General features: G+C 72.4%; 14 protein-coding genes. 13 read left to right on the top strand and 1 reads right to left on the bottom strand.

Features of this window, described 5'->3' with window-relative positions; all coding sequences use genetic code 11:
* The first annotated feature begins 2 nt into the window (after window positions 1–2).
* The 13 genes from ACIBVQ_RS04145 to ACIBVQ_RS04205 all read left to right on the top strand — a co-directional run bounded on the left by ACIBVQ_RS04145 (window position 3) and on the right by ACIBVQ_RS04205 (window position 17,027).
* On the top strand, window positions 3–1,151 hold the full coding sequence (locus ACIBVQ_RS04145; protein WP_352009176.1) for a radical SAM protein: 1,149 nt from the start codon (window positions 3–5) through the stop codon (window positions 1,149–1,151).
* 34 nt (window positions 1,152–1,185) lie between these two features.
* Window positions 1,186–1,461 (top strand): acyl carrier protein, encoded by a 276-nt coding sequence (locus ACIBVQ_RS04150; protein WP_399175478.1) that lies wholly within the window; start codon window positions 1,186–1,188, stop codon window positions 1,459–1,461.
* A gap of 65 nt (window positions 1,462–1,526) precedes the next feature.
* On the top strand, window positions 1,527–2,345 hold the full coding sequence (gene fabI, locus ACIBVQ_RS04155) for an enoyl-ACP reductase FabI (RefSeq protein WP_362916858.1): 819 nt from the start codon (window positions 1,527–1,529) through the stop codon (window positions 2,343–2,345).
* Window positions 2,346–2,421: 76 nt separating this feature from the next.
* Window positions 2,422–5,412, top strand: a complete 2,991-nt coding sequence (gene aroA / locus ACIBVQ_RS04160; RefSeq protein ID WP_399175480.1) for a 3-phosphoshikimate 1-carboxyvinyltransferase — start codon at window positions 2,422–2,424, stop codon at window positions 5,410–5,412.
* Window positions 5,412–6,557, top strand: a complete 1,146-nt coding sequence (locus tag ACIBVQ_RS04165; RefSeq protein ID WP_386189890.1) for an acyl-CoA dehydrogenase family protein — start codon at window positions 5,412–5,414, stop codon at window positions 6,555–6,557. Before aroA ends, ACIBVQ_RS04165 begins: the two co-directional genes overlap by 1 nt.
* On the top strand, window positions 6,554–7,357 hold the full coding sequence (locus tag ACIBVQ_RS04170; protein WP_362771703.1) for an SDR family oxidoreductase: 804 nt from the start codon (window positions 6,554–6,556) through the stop codon (window positions 7,355–7,357). Before ACIBVQ_RS04165 ends, ACIBVQ_RS04170 begins: the two co-directional genes overlap by 4 nt.
* Window positions 7,350–9,428 carry an FAD-dependent oxidoreductase gene (locus ACIBVQ_RS04175; protein ID WP_399175482.1) on the top strand — a complete coding sequence of 693 codons (2,079 nt, stop codon included), beginning with the start codon at window positions 7,350–7,352 and terminating at the stop codon, window positions 9,426–9,428. Before ACIBVQ_RS04170 ends, ACIBVQ_RS04175 begins: the two co-directional genes overlap by 8 nt.
* Window positions 9,421–10,665 carry a beta-ketoacyl-ACP synthase II gene (locus tag ACIBVQ_RS04180; protein ID WP_362771707.1) on the top strand — a complete coding sequence of 415 codons (1,245 nt, stop codon included), beginning with the start codon at window positions 9,421–9,423 and terminating at the stop codon, window positions 10,663–10,665. Before ACIBVQ_RS04175 ends, ACIBVQ_RS04180 begins: the two co-directional genes overlap by 8 nt.
* Window positions 10,666–10,689: 24 nt before the next feature.
* Complete coding sequence (locus ACIBVQ_RS04185; protein WP_352009184.1) at window positions 10,690–11,775, top strand: branched-chain amino acid aminotransferase; 1,086 nt, start codon at window positions 10,690–10,692, stop codon at window positions 11,773–11,775.
* Between the two features lie 2 nt (window positions 11,776–11,777).
* Window positions 11,778–13,454: a polyketide synthase gene (locus ACIBVQ_RS04190; protein WP_399175484.1), complete on the top strand. Its 1,677-nt coding sequence runs from the start codon at window positions 11,778–11,780 to the stop codon at window positions 13,452–13,454.
* Window positions 13,451–13,918 (top strand): PaaI family thioesterase, encoded by a 468-nt coding sequence (locus tag ACIBVQ_RS04195; protein WP_352009186.1) that lies wholly within the window; start codon window positions 13,451–13,453, stop codon window positions 13,916–13,918. The genes ACIBVQ_RS04190 and ACIBVQ_RS04195 overlap by 4 nt, the downstream gene beginning before the upstream one ends.
* Before the next feature lie 226 nt (window positions 13,919–14,144).
* Window positions 14,145–16,484: a phosphoketolase gene (locus ACIBVQ_RS04200; RefSeq protein ID WP_399175485.1), complete on the top strand. Its 2,340-nt coding sequence runs from the start codon at window positions 14,145–14,147 to the stop codon at window positions 16,482–16,484.
* 102 nt (window positions 16,485–16,586) lie between these two features.
* Window positions 16,587–17,027, top strand: a complete 441-nt coding sequence (locus tag ACIBVQ_RS04205) for an Hsp20/alpha crystallin family protein (RefSeq protein WP_352009188.1) — start codon at window positions 16,587–16,589, stop codon at window positions 17,025–17,027.
* A 69-nt stretch (window positions 17,028–17,096) separates the two neighbouring features.
* On the opposite strand, the gene ftsH is transcribed toward ACIBVQ_RS04205, so the two are convergent.
* Window positions 17,097–19,028, bottom strand: a complete 1,932-nt coding sequence (ftsH, locus tag ACIBVQ_RS04210; RefSeq protein ID WP_399175487.1) for an ATP-dependent zinc metalloprotease FtsH — start codon at window positions 19,026–19,028, stop codon at window positions 17,097–17,099.
* Window positions 19,029–19,090 lie beyond the last annotated feature (62 nt).

The following is a 19,090-nucleotide window of genomic DNA, read 5'->3' on the forward strand; positions in this document are numbered from 1 at the left end:
CCATGGCCACGGTTCCGCTCACCCTCGCTCCCTACAACCCTCCGGAGCCGGAACGGCGCGCCGCCAAGGTACGGCTGCGCGAACTGCTCGCCGACCGGCCGGACCTCGCCGAACGTGTCCAGGCCATCCGTGAGATGGGACGCCGGGTCCGCGCCTGCGAGGTCCACCTGACCACCACCTGCAACATCCGCTGCAAGGGGTGCTGGTACTTCGAGGGCGGCTTCGACGCCGCCGTGCCCGAGACCTCCGACATCGGCCTGATCAGGGCGTTCGTCGAACGGCTCGACGCCTCGGGGGTGACCCAGGCCACGCTGATCGGCGGCGAGCCGACCCTGGTGCTGAACCGGGTCCAGCCGTTCGTCGAGCTGCTGCCGTACATCACCATCTCCACCAACGGGCTGCGCCCGCTGCCGAGGGAGGGTTTCGAGAACGTCGCCGTCGCGATCAGCCTCTTCGGCGGCGGTCCGCTCGACGACGACCTGCGCGCGCACCGGCCCAACGGCTCGACGTTCACCGGCCTCTTCGACAAGGCGCTCGGGCACTACCGGGACGACCCGCGTGTGACGTTCGTCTTCGCGTTGTCGGAGGACGGCCTGCGCCACGTCGAACCGACCGTGCGGGCCATCGCCGACAACGGCAACCAGGTCACCTTCAACTTCTACAGCGCGCACGGTACGGACCATCCGCTGCGCATCGAGAACGAGAAGAGAACCCTGGCCGAGGCGCTGCGGGTCAAGGAGCTGTTCCCGGAGACCGTGGTCTCCCACCCCTACTTCATCGAGACCCTCATCACCGGGCGCACCCACTGGGGAGGCCGGTTCGGCTACGACGTCTGCCCGAGCATCAGCGTCGAACTGCCCGAGCACGCCGCGCGGGTCGGCAACGGCCACCCGGTCATCGACGGGTTCGCGGTCTACGGCGCCGACTACAAGACGCTGCAGTTCTGCTGCACCTCGGGAGACTGCGGCGGCTGCCGCGACAGCCAGGCCGTCTACACCTGGCTGGTCGTCAGCCTCAACCGGTTCCTGGACAGCCCCGAGCGGCTGGAGACGTGGACCGGCCTGGCCGAGGCCTACTGGCGGCAGTGGTACTGGTCGCAGCGTCACTCGCCGAACTTCGCGCGCCGTACCGCATCCGCATCCGCCGAGTGAGACAGGCCCAGTGAGACAGAAGGGAAAGACAGGCATGACGAGTGAGGTCGCCCCGTCCGCCATCCGGGACTTCATCAACAAGGAACTCGTCGACCTCGGGGTCGAGGAGGACGCGCTCGACGCCGACGCCAGGTTCGACGAACTGGACATCGACTCCCTCGACGTCGCCGACCTGATGACGTCGATCAAACGTGACTACGGCGTCGTGATCCCGCGCCGCGACCTGGTCGGGATCACGCTCGGCCAGCTGGTCGACCGCGTCGTCTCCGAGCGGGCCGCGGCCGTGCAGGAGGCCGCCGAGGCGGGGTGACCGGCACCGGGTGAGGACACCGGCGGCGCGCAGGAGAACGAGAACCCCCGAACGGAGACATGCAGGTGTCCGGACTTTTCACGGGCAGGAAGTACCTCATCACCGGAGTGCTCAACGAGGAGTCCATCGCCTGGCACGTCGCCGCCGCGCTGCAGGCGCAGGGCGCGGACGTCGTGCTCACCTCCTTCGGGCGTGCCCTGCGCGTCACCCGCAAGGCGGCGGCCCTGCTGCCGTCGCCCGCGGACGTCCTCGAACTGGACATGACCGACGACACGCACTTCCAGGCGGTCGCCGAGGAGGCCGCGGAGTGGGACCGCCTCGACGGTGTGCTGCACAGCGTCGCCCACGCGCCCGCCGACGCGCTCGGCTCGGGTTTCCTGACCACCCCGGCGGCCAGCGCGCTCGACGGTTTCCGCGTCTCCGCCTACTCCCTGCAGCAGCTCGCCCAGGCCCTGGCCCCCGTGCTCGCGCGGGCGGAGAACGGCGGCGCGATCGCCGGGATGACCGTGGACACCGGCAGGGCGCTGCCCGGCTACGACTGGATGGGCGTCTACAAGACGGCCCTTGAGTCCGTCGCCCAGTACCTGGCCCTCTATCTCGGCCCGTCGGGAATCCGGGTGAACCTGGTCGCCGCGGGCCCGGTCGAGACCGTCTCGGCCTCGGGGGTGAGCAGTTTCGGGCGGCTGGCCGACCACTACGAGCGGTGGGCTCCACTCGGCTGGGACCGCAACGACCCGTCGCGGGTGGTCGGCGCGGTGCTGTTCCTGCTCTCCGACCTCGCCAGGTACACGACCGGACAGGTGCTGTACGCCGACGGCGGGATGCACGCGGTGACCGGCGGCGTCGGCGTCCCCGACCCCGCGGCCCCCTCCGGGCGGCGGTGAGCGCCGCACACGGGCCGAAGCCACCGACGACCGGTCGCGGGGCGTCGGCCGCCACGACTGGTTGAAGGAGGTCGGCATGCGTCTCCTCGTCAAGGGAACGGCCGGACCGCTCGCCGGGGAGCTGGACATCCCGGTCTCGAAATACCACGCGCACCGCGCCCTCATCCTGGCCTCCCTGGCGCCGGGGACCAGCCGCATCCACGGCCTGACCGACGCGGGGCACGTCCGGCACACCGTCGCCGCGCTGCGGAGCCTCGGCACGTCCATCAGGGTGGAGGGGGACACCTTCGTCGTTGAGGGCGGGCCGTACCGGCCGAGGGACGGCGTGGTCTCGGTCGGCAGCTCGGGCACCACCCTGTACTTCCTGACCCCGCTGGCCTGCCTGGCCGAGGCGCCCGTCACGATCACCGGGCAGCGCTACTTCCGGCGCAGGCCGATCAGGCCGCTGCTCGCCGCGCTCGCCGCGCTCGGCGTGACCGTCGAGGCGCCGACGGGCTGCCCGCCCATCTCGGTCCTGCCGCACCGCCCCTCGGGAGGGCGGGTGAGCGTGCCGGGCACGCTGTCGCAGTGGATCTCCGGCCTGCTGCTCCTGGCGCCCTTCGCGACGGGCCCCAGCCTCATCGAGGTCACCGGGCCGTTCAACGAACGCTCCTACGTGGACCTGACCGTGTCGATGATGCGGACCTTCGGCCTGACCGTCGAGGTCGGCGACGACGGCCGCGCCTTCGCCGTCGAACCGGGCCAGCGGGCGCGTCCCGCGACGGTCACCCTGCCGCCGGACATCGGCTCGGCCGCCTTCGGGATCGCGGCCACCGCGCTGCACCCGTCGGACGTGCTGCTGCGCGGTCTGCGCACGACGAGCGCCGCGGAGACCGACCACCCGGAGGCGGACCTGCTGGACATCCTCACCCGCATGGGGGTGCCGTTGCTCCGCGACCCGGACAGCGGGTTCGTGCGGGTGCGCCACGACGGGCTGCGCCTTGCCCCCGTCACGGTCGACTGCCGTACGGTCCCGGACGCGCTGCCGGTGCTGAGCGCCCTCGCCTGCCACGCCGAGGGCACCTCGGTGCTGGAGAACGTGGCCCACGTGCGGCTCAAGGAGTCCGACCGGGTGACCGCGATGCTGCAGCTCAACCGGATGGGGGCACGGCTCGGGCTGCGCGGCGAACGGCTGGTCTGCCACGGGGTGGAGAGCCTCGCCGCGGCCGACCTGTCCTCCTTCAACGACCACCGGGTGCTGATGGCGCTGGCGGTGGCCGCGTCGAGGGCCGACGGGGAGAGCAGGCTGACCTACCCCAACGCCTACCGGATCTCCTACCCGCGCTTCCTCAACGAGATGAACACGGTCGGCATGTCCATGACGGTGCAGGCCCCGGAGCGGGGGCCCCGGGCGACACAGGGGACACAGGAGACACGGACCCCGCGGGTCGATCCCGGCAGAACGGCCGCCACGACCGTCGGCGCGCTCGTGCGCCGCAGGGCGGGGGAGCGGCCGGACGACGTCGCCGTGGTCGAGACCGCCTCGGAGGGCCGCGGGGAGCGCGTCCTCACCTGGCGGGAGCTCGACGAGCGCGCCGACGCCGCCGCCGCACTGCTGCTCGACCTCGGCGTCGAACCGGGCGAGCCGGTCGCCTGGCAGCTGCCGAACTGGGCGGAGTTCCCCGTCCTGGCCCTGGCGACGGCCCGCGTCGGGGCGCTGTGCTGCCCGCTCATGCCGATCTTCCGTGAGCGGGAGATGTCCTTCATGCTGGGCGCCTCCCGGGCGAGGGTCCTCGTCGTCGCGGAGCGGTTCCGGGGGCGCGACCACGCCGCCGAGATCGCCGGGCTGCTCGCGCTGCCGGGCGCGCCACGGCTCGACCACGTCGTGGTGACCGGTGGCGAGGGGCCCCTGCCGTACGGCACGGGCACGACCGCGTGGCACCGCTGGGAGGAGGCGACGGCCGGGCGTTCCCCCGGCCGCGCCGTGATCGACGCGCGCGGGCCCGCGCCGACCGCGCTGGCCCAGCTGCTGTTCACCTCGGGCACCTCCGGCACGCCCAAGGGGGTGCTGCACCGGATGGACGCGCTGACCAGGGCCGCCATGATGGAGGTCAGGCACCTGGGCCTCACCCGGCGGGACCGGGTCTTCGTCCCCTCCCCGCTGGCCCACCAGACCGGGTTCCTCTACGGCATGTGGCTGGCGATGGCGCTGGGCGTCCCGCAGGTCCTGCAACCCGTCTGGGACGGCCGGGCCGCGCTGGACGCGCTGCGCCGCTGGGAGTGCACCTTCACCCAGGCGGCGACCCCGTTCCTCGGCGACCTGCTGGGCGCGGTCGAGGAGACCGGACGACGCCCGGAGGCGCTGCGGATCTTCGTGGCGACCGGCGCCGCGGTCCCGCGCGCGCTGGCGGAACGGGCCACCCGGACGCTGGGCGCCGCGGTGTGCGGCGCGTGGGGCACGACCGAGACCGGCCTGGGCACCCTGTCGGCGCCCGGCGACGAGGAGGCCCTGGTGTGGGGGACCGACGGACGGGCCCTGACCGGGGTGCGCGTCCGGGTCACCGACGACGCTGGCCGGGTCCTCGGCCCCGGCCAGGAGGGCAACTTCGAGGTCACCGGCAAATGCCTGTTCGAGGGCTACCTCGACCAGCCGGAGCAGACCGCGCAGGCCATGACCCCCGACGGGTGGTACCGCAGCGGCGACCTCGCCGTGATCGACGAGGCCGGGTTCGTCCGGATCACCGGGCGGGTCAAGGACGTGATCAACCGGGGCGGGGAGAAGGTGCCCGTCGCCGAGATCGAGCAGCTGCTGCACACCCACCCGGCGATCGGCGACGTGGCGATCGTCGCGATGCCCGACGAACGGCTCGGCGAACGGGCCTGCGCCTACGTCGTGGCGACCGGCGAGATGGACCTCGGCGAGATGCGGCGCTTCCTCGACGAACGCCGGGTGGCCAAGCAGTACTGGCCGGAACGCCTTGAGCTCGTCGGGGAACTGCCCCGCAACCCCGCGGGCAAGGTGCAGAAGTTCCTGCTGCGCGAACGGGCGAGACAGCTTGACGGTGTCGACAGTGAGGTGCATGGGTGATGTGGAGCGGTGAGAGCGCCTTCCCGGCGTTGCTCAGGGAGGCCGAGGCGTTCGTCCGCGGCCCGGGCGAGGAGTACGCGGCCGAGATCGAACGGACCCGCGCCGTCCCCGCGCGGCTCTGGGAGGACCTGCGCGAACGCGGCTTCCTGCGCCTGGCCGCGCCGGTGGAGTACGGCGGGCACGGCGTCCCCTTCTCCCGCTACCTGGAGGTCCTCGAACTGATCTCCATGTCGCACGCCTCGGTGCGGATGATCGTGCACGTGTGCAACGGGGTGTGGCGGTCCATGGACCGTTTCGCCACCGACGAGCAGCGCAAGGAGTTCGTGCTGCCGCAGATCGCCGGGGACATCAGGGTCGCCTTCACACTGACCGAACCGGACGCGGGAACCGGCGCGGACCTGCGCGCCAGTGTGACCAGGCAGGGGGACACCTACTTCCTGTCCGGCAGGAAGCACCTGATCACCTTCGGGGTGAGCTGCGACTACTGGCTGCTGTTCGCGCGCCTTGAGGGCACCGCGGGCAAGGAGGGCACGGTCGCGCTGCTGGTCGAGCGCGGGGCGCCGGGCGTGACGGTCGAGGCCATGCCGGACACCATGGGCGTGCGCGGCACCGACCACGCCAGGCTGACCTTCGACCGCACGCCGGTCCCGGTCGCCAACCGGCTCGGCGAGGAGGGCCAGGGGCTGGAGGTCGCGCTCGGCGGATTCCTCACCCCCAGCAGGATCGCGGTCGCGACGACCTGCGTCGGGCTGGCGAGGAGGGCGCAGGAACTGGCGGCCGAGCACGCGCGGGAACGCCACACCTTCGGCAAGCCCCTCGCCGCCCGGCAGGCGATCGCGTTCGCCCTCGCCGAGAACGCCGCCGACATCGAGGCGGCCCGCCAGCTCACCCTGTACGCGGCCCGCCGGTGGGAGGACGGCGACGAACGGGCGGGCACGCTGTCGTCGATGGCCAAGCTCACCGCGGTCGACATGCTGACCAGGGTCACCGACAAGGCGCTGCAGGTGCACGGCGGCATCGGGTACTGGGAGTCGAGCCCCATCGAACGGGTCTACCGGGACGCCCGGGCCCAGCGGTTCGAGGAGGGCACCAACGAGATCCAGAAGACCGTGATCGCCAGGGACGTACTGAGGGCGGGAAATTGAGCATCTATCAGGACAAGATCGTCGTGATCACGGGAAGCTCGCGCGGCATCGGGCGGGCCCTGGCGCTCACGCTCGCCGCGGGCGGCGCGACCGTCGTGGTCAACTACAAGAAGAACACCGCCCTGGCCGAGCAGACCTGCAAGGAGATCGAGCAGGCGGGCGGCAGGGCGCTGGCCGTGCGGGCCGACGTCGAGCAGCCGGAGGAGATCGACAGGCTCTTCGGCACGGTCGGCGAGACCTTCGGCAGGCTGGACCACTTCGTGTGCAACGCGGCGGCCAGCGCGTTCAAGAACATCGCCGACCTCAGGCAGCACCACCTCGACCGCTCCTACGCGATGAACGTGCGCTCCTTCGTGCTCGGCGCGCAGCACGCCGTACGGCTGATGACCGGCGGCGGGCGGATCGTCGCGCTGTCCAGCTACGGCAGCATCCGCGCCTACCCGACCTACGCCAACCTCGGCGCGGCCAAGGCGGCGATCGAGGCGTGGGTGCGCTACATGGCGGTGGAGTTCGCGCCGAAGGGCGTCAACGTCAACGCGGTCAACGGCGGCATCATCGAGTCCGACTCCTCGGAGTACTTCTACAACATCCCCGGCATGGCGCCGCTGCCCGGAGTGCTGTCCAAGATCCCCAAGGCGCGGATGGGAACCGCGCGGGAGGTCGCCGACTGCGTCGCGTTCCTGCTCTCGCCCGCCTCCGAGTACGTCACCGGGCAGACCCTCGTGGTCGACGGCGGCCTTTCGGTGATCGCGCCGCCCTTCCACGAGGACCTGACACCCCCGCTGGCCTGGGATGACTGACCTGCGGCACGTCCTGTCCCCGGGGCGGATCGGGCGGCTCGAACTCCCGCACCGCGTCGTCATGGGCGCGATGCACCTCGGCTTCGAGGCGCGCGACGACGGCGGCGCCGCGCTGGCCGCGTTCTACGCCGAACGGGCCAGGGGTGGCGCCGGGCTGATGGTCACCGGCGGCGCGGCGGTGAGCGCCGAGGGCGCGGGAGGCCCCGGGTACGGCGTGCTCGGCGACGCCGCCTTCCACGCCCGGCTGCGGCGGGTCACCCGGCGGGTGCACCGGGAGGGCGGGCTGATCGCGCTGCAGCTGTTCCACGCGGGCCGTTACGCGCGGCCCGCGCCCTCCGGGCCGCCGCCGGTCGCGCCGTCCGCCGTGCACAGCCGCTTCTCGGGGCGCGAGCCGTACGCCATGACCCCGCAGCGGGTCCACGGGACGGTCGAGGACTTCGCACGCGGCGCCGCCCTCGCGCGTGACCTCGGGTTCGACGCCGTCGAGGTGATGGGATCCGAGGGATACCTGGTCGACCAGTTCCTCTCGCCGCTGACCAACCTCCGCGACGACGAGTGGGGCGGCGACGCCGTACGGCGCGGGCGTTTCGGCGCCGAGGTCACCCGGGCGGTCCGCACGGCCGTGGGGGAGGACTTCCCGGTCGTCGTCCGTTTCACCGGGATCGACCTGATGGACGGCGGCACCCCGCAGGAGGACGTCCTGGCCTTCGCCAGGGCGCTCGCCGCGGCCGGGGCGGACGCGCTCAACGTCGGCGTCGGCTGGCACGAGTCCCCGGTGCCCAGCGTGCAGGCCGTCGTGCCGCCCGGGGTGTGGACACCGTTCGCCGTCCGGGTGAAGGAGGTCGTCGGCGACCTCCCGGTCATCGCGGGCAACCGGGTGAACCGCCTGGAGACCGCCGAGGCGATCCTCGCGGGGACCCCGATCGATCTGGTCTCCATGGCCCGCCCCTTCCTCGCCGACGCCGGCCTGGTCTCCGCCGCGCGGCGGAGCCGGCCGGTGAACGTCTGCCTGGCCTGCAACCAGGCGTGCGTCGACCACTCGCTGACCGAGCGCGAGGTGTCGTGCATGGTCAACCCCAGGGCGGGCCGGGAGTCCGTCCCCCGGTGGTCCGTCCGCCCGGTACGGCCTCGCACCGTCGCGGTCGTCGGCGGCGGGCCCGCCGGGCTGCAGGCCGCCAGGAGGGCGGCGCTGGCCGGGCACCGGGTCGAGCTCTACGAGGCGGCCGAGGCCCTCGGCGGTCAGTTCCGCATGGCGCGCCAGGTGCCGGGCAAGGCCGACTACGGCGGGACGATCGCCTACTTCGCCGCGGAACTGGCCCGGCTCGGCGTCCGCGTCCACCTCGGCCGCGCGATCGGGGCCGCCGACCTCGGCCTGCTGCGCTCCCACGACGGCGTGATCGTCGCCAGCGGCACCCGCCCCCGCCGGGTGGACGTCCCCGGCGCCGACCTGCCGAACGTGCTCACCTACCCCGAGGCGTTCGCCCGCCTTGCCCGGGAGGACCTGGAGGGGCGGGTGGCGATCGTCGGCGGTGGCGGCGTCGCCGCCGACCTGGCCCACCTCCTCAGCAGAGGCCACGGCCCGCTGGGGGAGGACGAGCGCTTCCTGCGCCGCCACGGTCTGGCCGCCGGTCCCGTGCCGGTCACCGCGCGGACCGAGGTCACCCTCGTGCAGCGCGGCGCCCGCACCGCCGGGCGCACCGGCAGGTCGACCCGGTGGGCGGTGCTGGCGGAGCTGCGCGAACAGGGCGTGCGCGTCCTGCGCGAGACGGCCTGCCTGCGGATCACCCCGGCCGGGGTGTGGATCGCCGGGCCGGACGGCGCCGAACGGCTCGTCGAGGCCGAGACGGTCGTCGTCGCCGCAGGCCAGGTCACCGACCGGGCGGTCCCCGCGCTCGCCGGGGACGCCGGGGTGTGGCACCGCCTCGCCGGCGGGGCGAGGGACGCCGAAGGGCTCGACGCGGTGCGGGCCTTCGCCGAGGGGTTCGCCGCCGCGGCCGAGTTCGACGAGCGGGGGCCGGGCGCGCTTGAGCCCGCCGGTCCGGGAAACCGTGGAGGGACTGTCAATGGGTAACGGGCACGAGGTGGTGATAACCGGGATCGGCGCGGTCACCCCGGTCGGGATCGGCAGGGAGGAGACCTGGCGCAACCTGCTGGCCGGGCGTTCCGGCGTCGGCCCCGTCACCGCGTTCGACGCGAGCGGGCTGCCGACCAGGATCGCGGCGGAGGTCAAGGGCTTCGACCCGGCCGCCTACCTCGACGCCAAACGGGTCCGCCGCTCGGCCCGCTTCTCCCAGTTCGCGGTCGCCGCGGCGCGCGAGGCCGTCGCCGACGCGAAACTGGAGATCGGCCGGGACAACGCCGCCAGGGTCGGGGTGGTGGTCAACGCCGCCGTCGCCGGGTTCGACACGGTCGAGACGGCGACCAGGGGGTTGCTGTCCCCCTCGCCGGTCACGCCCAACAGCTACTTCGTCCCGTCCTCGCTGACGAACATGCCCGCCTGCGAGACGGCCATCGACCTCGGCGCGCACGGCCCGGTCAACGCCAGCGCGCTGGCCTGCGCCAGCGGCCTGTACGCCCTGCTCGACGCGCGGCGGCTCATCCTCTCCGGTGAGGCGGACGCGGTCGTCTGCGGGGGGACGGACGCCGCGATCACCCCGGTGATGTTCGCGGGCCTGGTCGGCATGGGCGCGATGTCGGAGCGCAACGACGACCCCCGGGGCGCCAGCAGGCCCTTCTCCGCGGACCGGGACGGGTTCGTGTTCGGGGAGGGGGCGGTGATCATGGTCGTCGAGTCGGCCGAGCACGCCGCAGGACGTGGGGTCACACCGTACGCCGCCGTCGCGGGCGGGGCGCTGACCTGCGACGCCTTCCACATCAGCGCGCCCGACCCGTACGGCGGGCACGCGGCGGAGGCGATCGGCCAGGCGCTGCGGCGCGCGGGGGTCCAGCCGGGGGACCTCGACTACGTCTGCGCGCACGGCACCTCGACCGCAGCCAACGACGCGACCGAGACCAGGGCCATCCGCACGGCGCTCGGCTCGGCCGCGGACCGGGTCGCCGTCAGCGCCCCCAAGTCGATGGTCGGCCACCTCATCGGGGCGGCGGGCTCCCTGGGGGCGATGGTGTGCGCGATGGCGATCCGCGACGGGGTCGTGCCGCCGACCATCAACCTGGAGGTGCCCGACCCCGCCTGCGACCTCGACTACGTTCCAGGCGCCGCGCGGCGGACACCGGTCCGCGTCGCGGCCACCAACGCCTTCGGGTTCGGGGGGCAGAACTGCGTGGCCGTGTTCAGCGGCCTAGAATAAGTCGACACCCGACAGGAGGCATTCATGAACGATGGTTTCCAGCTCCTTCGCACAACGCATCCCCTTCCCGCGGCCGAACGGGAGGAAATCCTCGCTGCTCCGGGTTTCGGTCGTTTCTTCACCGACCACATGGCCTCCGCGACGTGGACGCCGGAGACCGGCTGGCATGACTTTCGGGTAACCGCTCTCGAACCAATTCCAATGCACCCCGGCGCGGCCGTCCTGCATTACGCCCAGGAGATTTTCGAGGGCCTCAAGGCATTCAGGCACGACGACGGGAGCATCTGGCTCTTCCGGCCCGACCTGAATGCGCGCCGTTTCGTGAACTCGGCCAGGAGGCTGGCCCTGCCCGTGCTGTCCGAGGAGCTCTTCGTCGCCAGCGTCGAGGCGCTGGTGCGCGCGGACGAGGCGTGGGTGCCGCCGTACGAGGGCGGGCGGAGCCTGTACCTCCGGCCGTTCATGTTCGGCTCCGAGGCCTTCCTCGGGGTGCGCCCGGCCGCGCACGTCACCTACGGCGTCATCGCCTGCCCCGCGGCCTCCTACTTCTCCTCCGGTCTCAGCGGCGTCAAGCTGTGGGTCAGCGAGAACTACGCGCGGGCGGGCAAGGGCGGCACCGGCGCCGCCAAGTGCGGCGGCAACTACGCCTCCAGCCTCGCCGCCCAGGTCGAGGCCCAGGAGCAGGGCTGCGACCAGGTGCTCTACCTCAGCGACGACGAGGAGCGCTACCTGGAGGAGTCAGGCACGATGAACCTCTTCCTGGTCACCGCGGACGGCGAGCTGGTCACGCCGGGCCTGGGCACGATCCTCGACGGCGTCACCAGGGACAGCGTGCTCGAACTGGCCGACGAGCACGGCCTGAAGCCGGCGCAGCGGCAGGTCGGCCTGGCCGAGCTGCGTGAGGGCTGCGCGAGCGGGGCGATCACCGAGATGTTCGCCTCGGGAACCGCCGCGGTCATCAACCCGATTCTCGGATTCAAGGGAAGAGAATACGAGCAGACCGTCGGCGGCGGCGTTCCCGGGGAAGTGACGACAAGTATGAGGAATCACATTCTGAACATTCAGTACGGCCTGGCCCCCGACACCCGCAACTGGCTTCGCCGGGTGATTTAAAGGTGGCGTCCGCCTTATCGGGCCGGGAAACGGAGAATACGCCCTCAGGACGTGTCGCCGTCATCGGGATCGGAATACGCGCGCCGGGCGGCGTGACGGACACCGCGTCATATTGGGACGCCATTGTCCGGGCCCGCGACCTGACCGGTGAATTACCGGCCGACCGTCGTGAGGCCTTCGGCGCCGAATGGGATGACGTGGTGACCCGAGGCGGTTACCTGGACAATCCCTTCGATTTCGACGCACGGTTCTTCGGCATGTCGCCGCGTGAGGCCCGCACGGTGGACCCCCAGCACAGGCTGCTGCTCGAAGTCGTCTGGGAGGCGTTCGAGGACGCGGGCACACCGCCGGGCGCCGGGGCGGAGGCGACCGGTGTGTTCGTGGGCATAACCGGCCAGGACTACCGGCACTGGCTGTCCGGGGAGCCCAACTCGTACTGGACGGTCGGCAACGGTCACAGCTTCTCCGCCGGGCGGATCGCGCACACGCTGGGCCTGGGCGGCCCCGCCGTCGCCATGGACACCGCCTGCTCCTCCTCCCTCGTCGCGATCCACACCGCCTGCCGGGCCCTCACGGCGGGCGACTGCGACCTGGCCGTCGCCGCCGGGGTCAACCTGGTCCTGTCCCCCCGCACGACCCGGGAGGTCGGCAGGACCGGGGCGCTGTCCCCGGACGGCGTCTCCCGGCCGTTCGACGCCGCCGCGAACGGGTTCGTGCGCGGTGAGGCGTGCGGGGCGGTCGTCCTCAAACGGCTGGACGACGCGCTCCGCGACCGTGACCGCGTCCACGCGGTGATCGACGGCAGCGCGATCAACCAGGACGGCCGCTCGGCCACCTTCACCGCCCCCAACGGCGACTCCCAGGCCAGGCTCATCGGGTCGCTGCTGGCCAGGATCGGCCTGACCGGCGCGGACATCGGCTACCACGAGGCGCACGGCACCGGGACCCAGCTCGGCGACCCGGTCGAGATGCGGGCCGTGACCACCGCGCTGCGCACCGGCGGAGGCGTTCTCCACGTCGGCTCGGTCAAGGCCAACCTCGGCCACACCGAGTCCGCAGCCGGGGTGATGGGACTGGTCAAGGCCGTCCTGTGCCTGGAGAACCGGTTGATCCCCCCGCAGGCGGGCTTCGAGACGCTCAACCCGCTCATCGACCTGACGGGGACAGGCGTGGTCGTCCCGGGACGGGCCCTGCCCTGGGGCCCGGAGGCGGGCGCGCGGGCCTCGGTCTGCTCGTACGGCATGAGCGGAACCAACGCCTACGCGGTGCTCTCCGCGGCGCCCGCCCCCGACCCGGTCCCCGCCCGGGACACCGGTCCCGTGCCCGGGTTCACGATCTCCGCCCGCACCCCGGCCGCGCTCGGGGAACTCGCCGGCCGGTACGGCGAGCACCTGGCGGGGCTCGCCGAGGACGGCTACCCGGCCTTCGCCCACACCGCGACCCACGGCAGGACACGCCACGCCCGCACGGTGTGGGTCGGCGCGGACTCGGCGGCGGCGGCGTGCGAGGCCGCCGAGGCGTTCGCGCACGGCCTCGACCATCCGGCCGTGCGCCCGCTCGCCGAGGACGAGCCGGCACCGTGGCCCGCCCCGGCCGGCGCGCGCGTCGTCGCGTCGCTGCCGTCCTATCCCTGGCAGCACGTCCGGCACGTCGTCGAGAGGGACGGGGGACAGGCATGACACGGCCACAGGAACGGGTGGGGGAGCACGCGCCCCTGAGCCCGCGCCTCTCCCTCGACGAGGTGCGCGGGCTGGTCACGGAGTTCTGGCCGGACTCCGGGCTGTGGGTGAGCGAGGTCTCGCCGTACCGGGTGGTCGTCACGGCGGGACCGGAGGGGCTGGAGTGCAGGCCGGGCGGCACCCTGTCCGGCCCGGCGATCTTCAAGGCGGCCGACCTGTCGTCCTTCCTGGCGATAAACGCCTACGCGGGCAGGGTGCTGACCGGGGTGCTGACGCACGGCAGCGTCAGCCTGCTCGAAGCGGCGGAACCCGGCCCGCTCACGGTCGTCGTCGAGGTGGTCAGGCTGGGCCGCCGGACGGCGGTGGCGAACGGGCGGATCAGCGACGCCGAGGGCGGGCTGATCGCCGTGACGACCATGCAGTTCGCGCTGCCCTCCCGGCAGGTGCTCAGCCCCGGTCCCTGAGGAGGCGCGGACCGACGTGGTGTCGGCGCTCCGGACGAGCCGCTCCAGCCCTTCCTGACCGGTGTGCGGCCCAGGCCGCCCGGTGTTGTCGTGCGTCCGGCCACGGGGATCTCCCCGCCAGGGCCGTACGACCCGGATGACGGGGTAGGGGCGCGGTACGGAAGAGGGCGCAAGAGGGGACCAAGGTCCCTGGCCGACCACGTGAAGGACGGAAATGCTCATGGACATGGACACGCTGCGGGAAGTCGACATGTACTGGCGGGCGGCGAACTATCTGTCGGTCGGGCAGATCTACCTGCTGGACAACCCCCTATTGACCGAGCCCCTGGCTCCGGAGCACATCAAACCCCGGCTGCTCGGGCACTGGGGCACGACCCCCGGCCTGAACTTCTGCTTCGCCCACCTCAACCGGATCATCACCGGCAGGGACCAGGACATGATCTACATCGCCGGACCCGGGCACGGGGGGCCTGCGGCGGTGGCGCACGCCTGGCTTGAGGGCACCTACACCGAGCGCTACCCGGCCGTCACCCGTGACGAGGCCGGGATGCGGCGGCTGTTCCGCCAGTTCTCCTTCCCCGGCGGCATCCCCAGCCACGTCGCCCCGGAGACCCCCGGCTCGATCCACGAGGGCGGCGAACTCGGCTACAGCCTGGCCCACGCCCACGGCGCGGCCTTCGACAACCCGGACCTGGTGGTGGCCTGTGTGATCGGGGACGGCGAGGCCGAGACCGGCCCGCTCGCCGCGAGCTGGCACTCCAACAAGTTCACCGACCCCGTCCGCGACGGGGTGGTGCTGCCGATCCTGCACCTGAACGGCTACAAGATCGCCAACCCCACGGTCCTGGCCAGGATTCCCGAGAGTGACCTGGTCAAGCTGCTCGAAGGGTACGGCTACCGCCCGCACCTGGTCTCCGGGGACGACCCGGCCGCCATGCACGAGCTGATGGCCGCGACCATGGAGACGGTGTTCGACGAGATCGCCGCCTACAAGGAGGACCGGGGCGGCAGACTGCCGATGATCGTGCTGCGCTCCCCGAAGGGATGGACCGGGCCCGCGGTCGTGGACGGGCTGCCGGTCGAGGGCACCTGGCGGGCGCACCAGGTGCCGCTGGCCGCGGTCCGCGACGACGCCGGGCACCGGGCGATGCTTGAGGAGTGGATGCGCTCCTACCGGCCGGAGGAACTGTTCGACGAGCTGGGCCGTCCGGTGGCCGAGATCACCGTCACCGTGCCGGAGGGCGAGCGGCGGATGAGCGCCAGCCCGCACGCCAACGGCGGTGTGCTGCTGCGCCCGCTGACGCTGCCCGACTTCCGTGACCACGCGGTGCAGGTCAAGTCCCCGGCCGTCGAGTCGTCCGAGCCGACCCGGGTGCTCGGCGGGTGGCTGCGCGACGTGATCGCCGCCAACCCGGAGACCTTCCGGCTGCTCGGGCCGGACGAGACGGCCTCCAACCGGCTGTCGGCGGTGTTCGAGACCACGGCCAAGGCCTGGGAGGCCGAGATCCTGCCGACGGACGAGCACCTGGCCCCCGGCGGACGCGTGATGGAGGTGCTCAGCGAGCACCTGTGCCAGGGCTGGCTCGAAGGGTATCTGCTGACCGGCAGGCACGGCCTCTTCAACTGCTACGAGGCGTTCATCCACATCGTGGACGCCATGTTCAACCAGCACGCCAAGTGGCTTGAGTCGTCCAGGAAGATCGGCTGGCGGGCGCCGGTCGCGTCGCTGAACTACCTGCTGTCCTCGCACGTGTGGCGTCAGGACCACAACGGGTTCAGCCACCAGGACCCGGGCTTCCTCGACGTGGTGGTGAACAAGAAGGCCGAGGTGGTGCGGGTCTACCTGCCGCCGGACGCCAACACGCTGCTGTCGGTCGCCGACCACTGCCTGCGCTCGCGGGACTACGTGAACGTGGTCGTGGCGGGCAAACAGCCGGTGCTCGACCTGTTCCCCATGGGCGAGGCGATCGCGCACTGCACCAGGGGGCTGGGCATCCTGGAGTGGGCGGGCACCGAGCACCGGCCCCAGCAGGACACGGCCGCCGAGGCCGGGCCGGACGTGGTGCTGGCCTGCGCCGGGGACGTGCCGACCCTGGAGACGCTGGCCGCGGCGGCGCTGCTGCGCGAGCACCTGCCCGAGCTGAGGGTCCGGGTGGTCAACGTGGTCGACCTGATGCGCCTGCAGCAGCCGTCGGAGCACCCGCACGGGATGCCGGACGCGGAGTTCGACGCGCTGTTCACCCCGGACAAACCGGTGATCTTCAACTTCCACGGTTACCCCTGGCTGATCCACCGGCTCACCTACCGGCGTACCAACCACGCCGGGCTGCACGTGCGGGGCTACAAGGAGGAGGGCACGACGACCACCCCGTTCGACATGGCGATGCTCAACGACATCGACCGCTACCACCTGGTGATGGACGTGATCGACCGGGTTCCCGGGCTGGCGGTCAGGGCCGCGTGGCTGCGCCAGCGGATGGCCGACACCCGGCTGCGGGCGCGGGCCCACACGCGGGAGTACGGGGAGGACCTGCCGGAGGTGCGTGACTGGGCCTGGCCGTACTGAACCGTAATCCGGAAAGACCCTTGCTTTAGGGATTTTTGCCGCTGTGTCCACCTATGTCGGGAAATGAGAGAGGGGGATGGAACCCACAACAGGGAGGAACCCATGAGCACACCGATGCGCCGTGAGCAGAGAGGCCTCGTTCCGGAGCTGTTCGACTGGCTTGAGCTTCCCTTCGCGGCGCTGCGGCCGCCCGCGGCACAGCCCATCAAGTTCGAGGACTACGTCAAGGACGACCGCTACGTCCTGCGGGCCGAGCTGCCGGGGATCGACCCGGGCAAGGACGTGGAGATCACGGTGTCGAACGGGGTCCTGACCGTACACGCGGAACGGCGCGACGAGCACCGCGACCAGCACAGGACGGAGTTCAGCTACGGCTCCTTCACCCGTTCGGTCAGCCTCCCGCCGGGAGCCGACGAGAACGACATCAAGGCCACCTACGACAAGGGGATCCTGGAGGTCAGCGTCAGACGCGCCGGGCGCGAGCGGGAGGGCAAGCGCATCCCCGTCGAGTCCCAGACACGGCAGCAGCAGAAGAAGAGCTGACCGGGCGAGAGGCGGGGGAGGGCACCGGACGCCTCGCCTCCGCCGGGCGCGGCGGGATCCGGACGGGGTTCACGAGGCCCGGGCGTGCGGGCCCGCCGCGCGCTCCGCGCGCAGCACGCCTCCGACGACCTCGCCGTCGACGGTCTCCTGTTCGAGCAGGATCGCCGCCAGCCGGTCGAGGGCGCCGCGGTGGGTGCGCAGCAGGCCGACCGCGCGCCGCTCCGCCTCGGCGAGCAGGCGGGCCACCTCCTCGTCGATGACCTGCTGGGTCCGCTCCGAGTACGGCCTGCGCGCCAGGGTCTCGGCCTCCTCACCCAGATACTGGGGGCTCGACGAGGAGTAGCCGACGGGGCCGAGGGCCGGGGAGAGGCCGAAGTCGCGCACCATGCGGGTGGCGATCTGGGTCGCGCCCGCCAGGTCGTTGGCCGCGCCGGTCGAACCCTCACCGAAGACGACCAGCTCGGCCGCCCGGCCACCGAGCCGTACGGCCAGCAGGTCGGCCAGGTAGCTCTCGCCGTAGAGGTGCCGTTCGGCCTCGGGAAGCTGCTCGGTGACACCGAGGGTCATGCCCGCGGGCAGGATCGTCACCTTGGCGACCGGGTCGGCGTGCTCGCACAGCGCCGCGAGCAGGGCGTGCCCCGACTCGTGGACGGCGACCGCGTGCCGCTCCTGGGGCAGCAGGGCGTTGGAGGTGTCCCTGCGGCCGAGCAGCACGCGGTCACGCGCCGCGCCGAGGTCGCCGGGGGTGATGGTGGTACGGCCCGCCCTGACCGCGTTGATCGCGGCCTCGTTGACGAGGTTGGCCAGGTCGGCGCCGGAGAAGCCGGGGGTGGCGCGGGCGACGACCCCGAGGTCGGCGTCCGGGGCGAGGTGTTTGCCCGTCGAGTGGACGGTCAGGATCGCCGCCCGCTCGGCCTGGTTGGGCAACGGCACGGTCACCTGACGGTCGAAGCGCCCCGGCCGCAGCAGGGCCGGGTCGAGGGTCTCCGGCCGGTTGGTCGCGGCCAGGACGACGATCCCGCTGCCCTGGTCGAAGCCGTCCATCTCCGCGAGCAGCTGGTTGAGGGTCTGCTCACGCTCGTCGTTGCCCCCGGTCACCGTCCCCGAGCCCCGGCGGCCCCCGATCGCGTCGATCTCGTCGATGAACACGATCGAGGGAGCGCGCTTGCGCGCCTCGTCGAACAGGTCGCGCACCCGGGAGGCGCCGACGCCGACGAACATCTCCACGAACCCCGAGCCGGTGACCGACAGGAACGGCACCTCCGCCTCACCGGCGACGGCCCTGGCGATGAGTGTCTTGCCGGTTCCCGGCGGGCCGACCATGATCACGCCCCGGGGTGGCTTGGCGCCCGCGGCGGCGTACCGCTCGGGCGCCCGCAGGAAGTCGATCATCTCGCTGATCTCCTGCTTGACGCCGTCGTACCCGGCGACGTCGGAGAACCTGGTGGTCGGGCGCTCCGCCTCGATGATCTTCGCCTTGGAGCGGCCGAAGCCGCCGATGCCACCGATGCCTCCGGAGAGGGACTGCTGCGCCTGCCGGCCCGTCCAGGCGAACAGGCCGATGAGCAGCAGCAGCGGCAGGAATCCGATCAGGGCCGACCAGAGGGAGCCTCCCGACTGGGTCGCCGTGGTCTGGACGTCCTTGGCACGCAGCCGGTTCTCCAGCTGGGCGGAGTTGGGCGCGGTGGGGATCTGGCTGGTGAACCTCGTGCCGTCCTTCAGGGCGCCGGTGACCGCGCCCTGGTCGTCGATGGAGACGGTCTTGACCTGCCCGGCGTCCACCCTGGTCAGCAGGTCGCTGTAGGAGTACGGCGCGGGCGGGTTCCCCCCGAGCAACAGCGGGACCAGCAGCCAGACCAGGATGATCAGCGTGCCGATCGGCAGCAGCCAGCTCCGCCAGCCACCGGAGGGCGGCGTCGCGGGAGGCGGCGGGTCCTTCGAGGGACCCGGGTTCGCCTTGCCCGTCAGGTGCCGGCCGAACAGCCGCATCGGGGTGATCATCCGCAGGCCTCCATGTCGGCTCCCCCCTTAGGGCCAGTCTCCGGCCGGGAGACGGGTTCCGG

It is taken from the genome of Streptosporangium sp. NPDC049376 (assembly GCF_044466505.1).
Classification (GTDB): Bacteria; Actinomycetota; Actinomycetes; order Streptosporangiales; family Streptosporangiaceae; genus Streptosporangium.

What these genes read in the sequence shown, in the direction of transcription:
- ACIBVQ_RS04145 (WP_352009176.1), top strand. Translation starts at nt 3, where the DNA reads ATGGCCACGGTTCCGCTCACCCTCGCTCCCTACAACCCTCCGGAGCCG.
- ACIBVQ_RS04150 (WP_399175478.1), top strand. Translation starts at nt 1,186, where the DNA reads ATGACGAGTGAGGTCGCCCCGTCCGCCATCCGGGACTTCATCAACAAG.
- aroA (WP_399175480.1), top strand. Translation starts at nt 2,422, where the DNA reads ATGCGTCTCCTCGTCAAGGGAACGGCCGGACCGCTCGCCGGGGAGCTG.
- ACIBVQ_RS04165 (WP_386189890.1), top strand. Translation starts at nt 5,412, where the DNA reads ATGTGGAGCGGTGAGAGCGCCTTCCCGGCGTTGCTCAGGGAGGCCGAG.
- ACIBVQ_RS04175 (WP_399175482.1), top strand. Translation starts at nt 7,350, where the DNA reads ATGACTGACCTGCGGCACGTCCTGTCCCCGGGGCGGATCGGGCGGCTC.
- ACIBVQ_RS04180 (WP_362771707.1), top strand. Translation starts at nt 9,421, where the DNA reads ATGGGTAACGGGCACGAGGTGGTGATAACCGGGATCGGCGCGGTCACC.
- ACIBVQ_RS04185 (WP_352009184.1), top strand. Translation starts at nt 10,690, where the DNA reads ATGAACGATGGTTTCCAGCTCCTTCGCACAACGCATCCCCTTCCCGCG.
- ACIBVQ_RS04195 (WP_352009186.1), top strand. Translation starts at nt 13,451, where the DNA reads ATGACACGGCCACAGGAACGGGTGGGGGAGCACGCGCCCCTGAGCCCG.
- ACIBVQ_RS04200 (WP_399175485.1), top strand. Translation starts at nt 14,145, where the DNA reads ATGGACACGCTGCGGGAAGTCGACATGTACTGGCGGGCGGCGAACTAT.
- ACIBVQ_RS04205 (WP_352009188.1), top strand. Translation starts at nt 16,587, where the DNA reads ATGAGCACACCGATGCGCCGTGAGCAGAGAGGCCTCGTTCCGGAGCTG.
- ftsH (WP_399175487.1), bottom strand. Translation starts at nt 19,028, where the DNA reads ATGATCACCCCGATGCGGCTGTTCGGCCGGCACCTGACGGGCAAGGCG.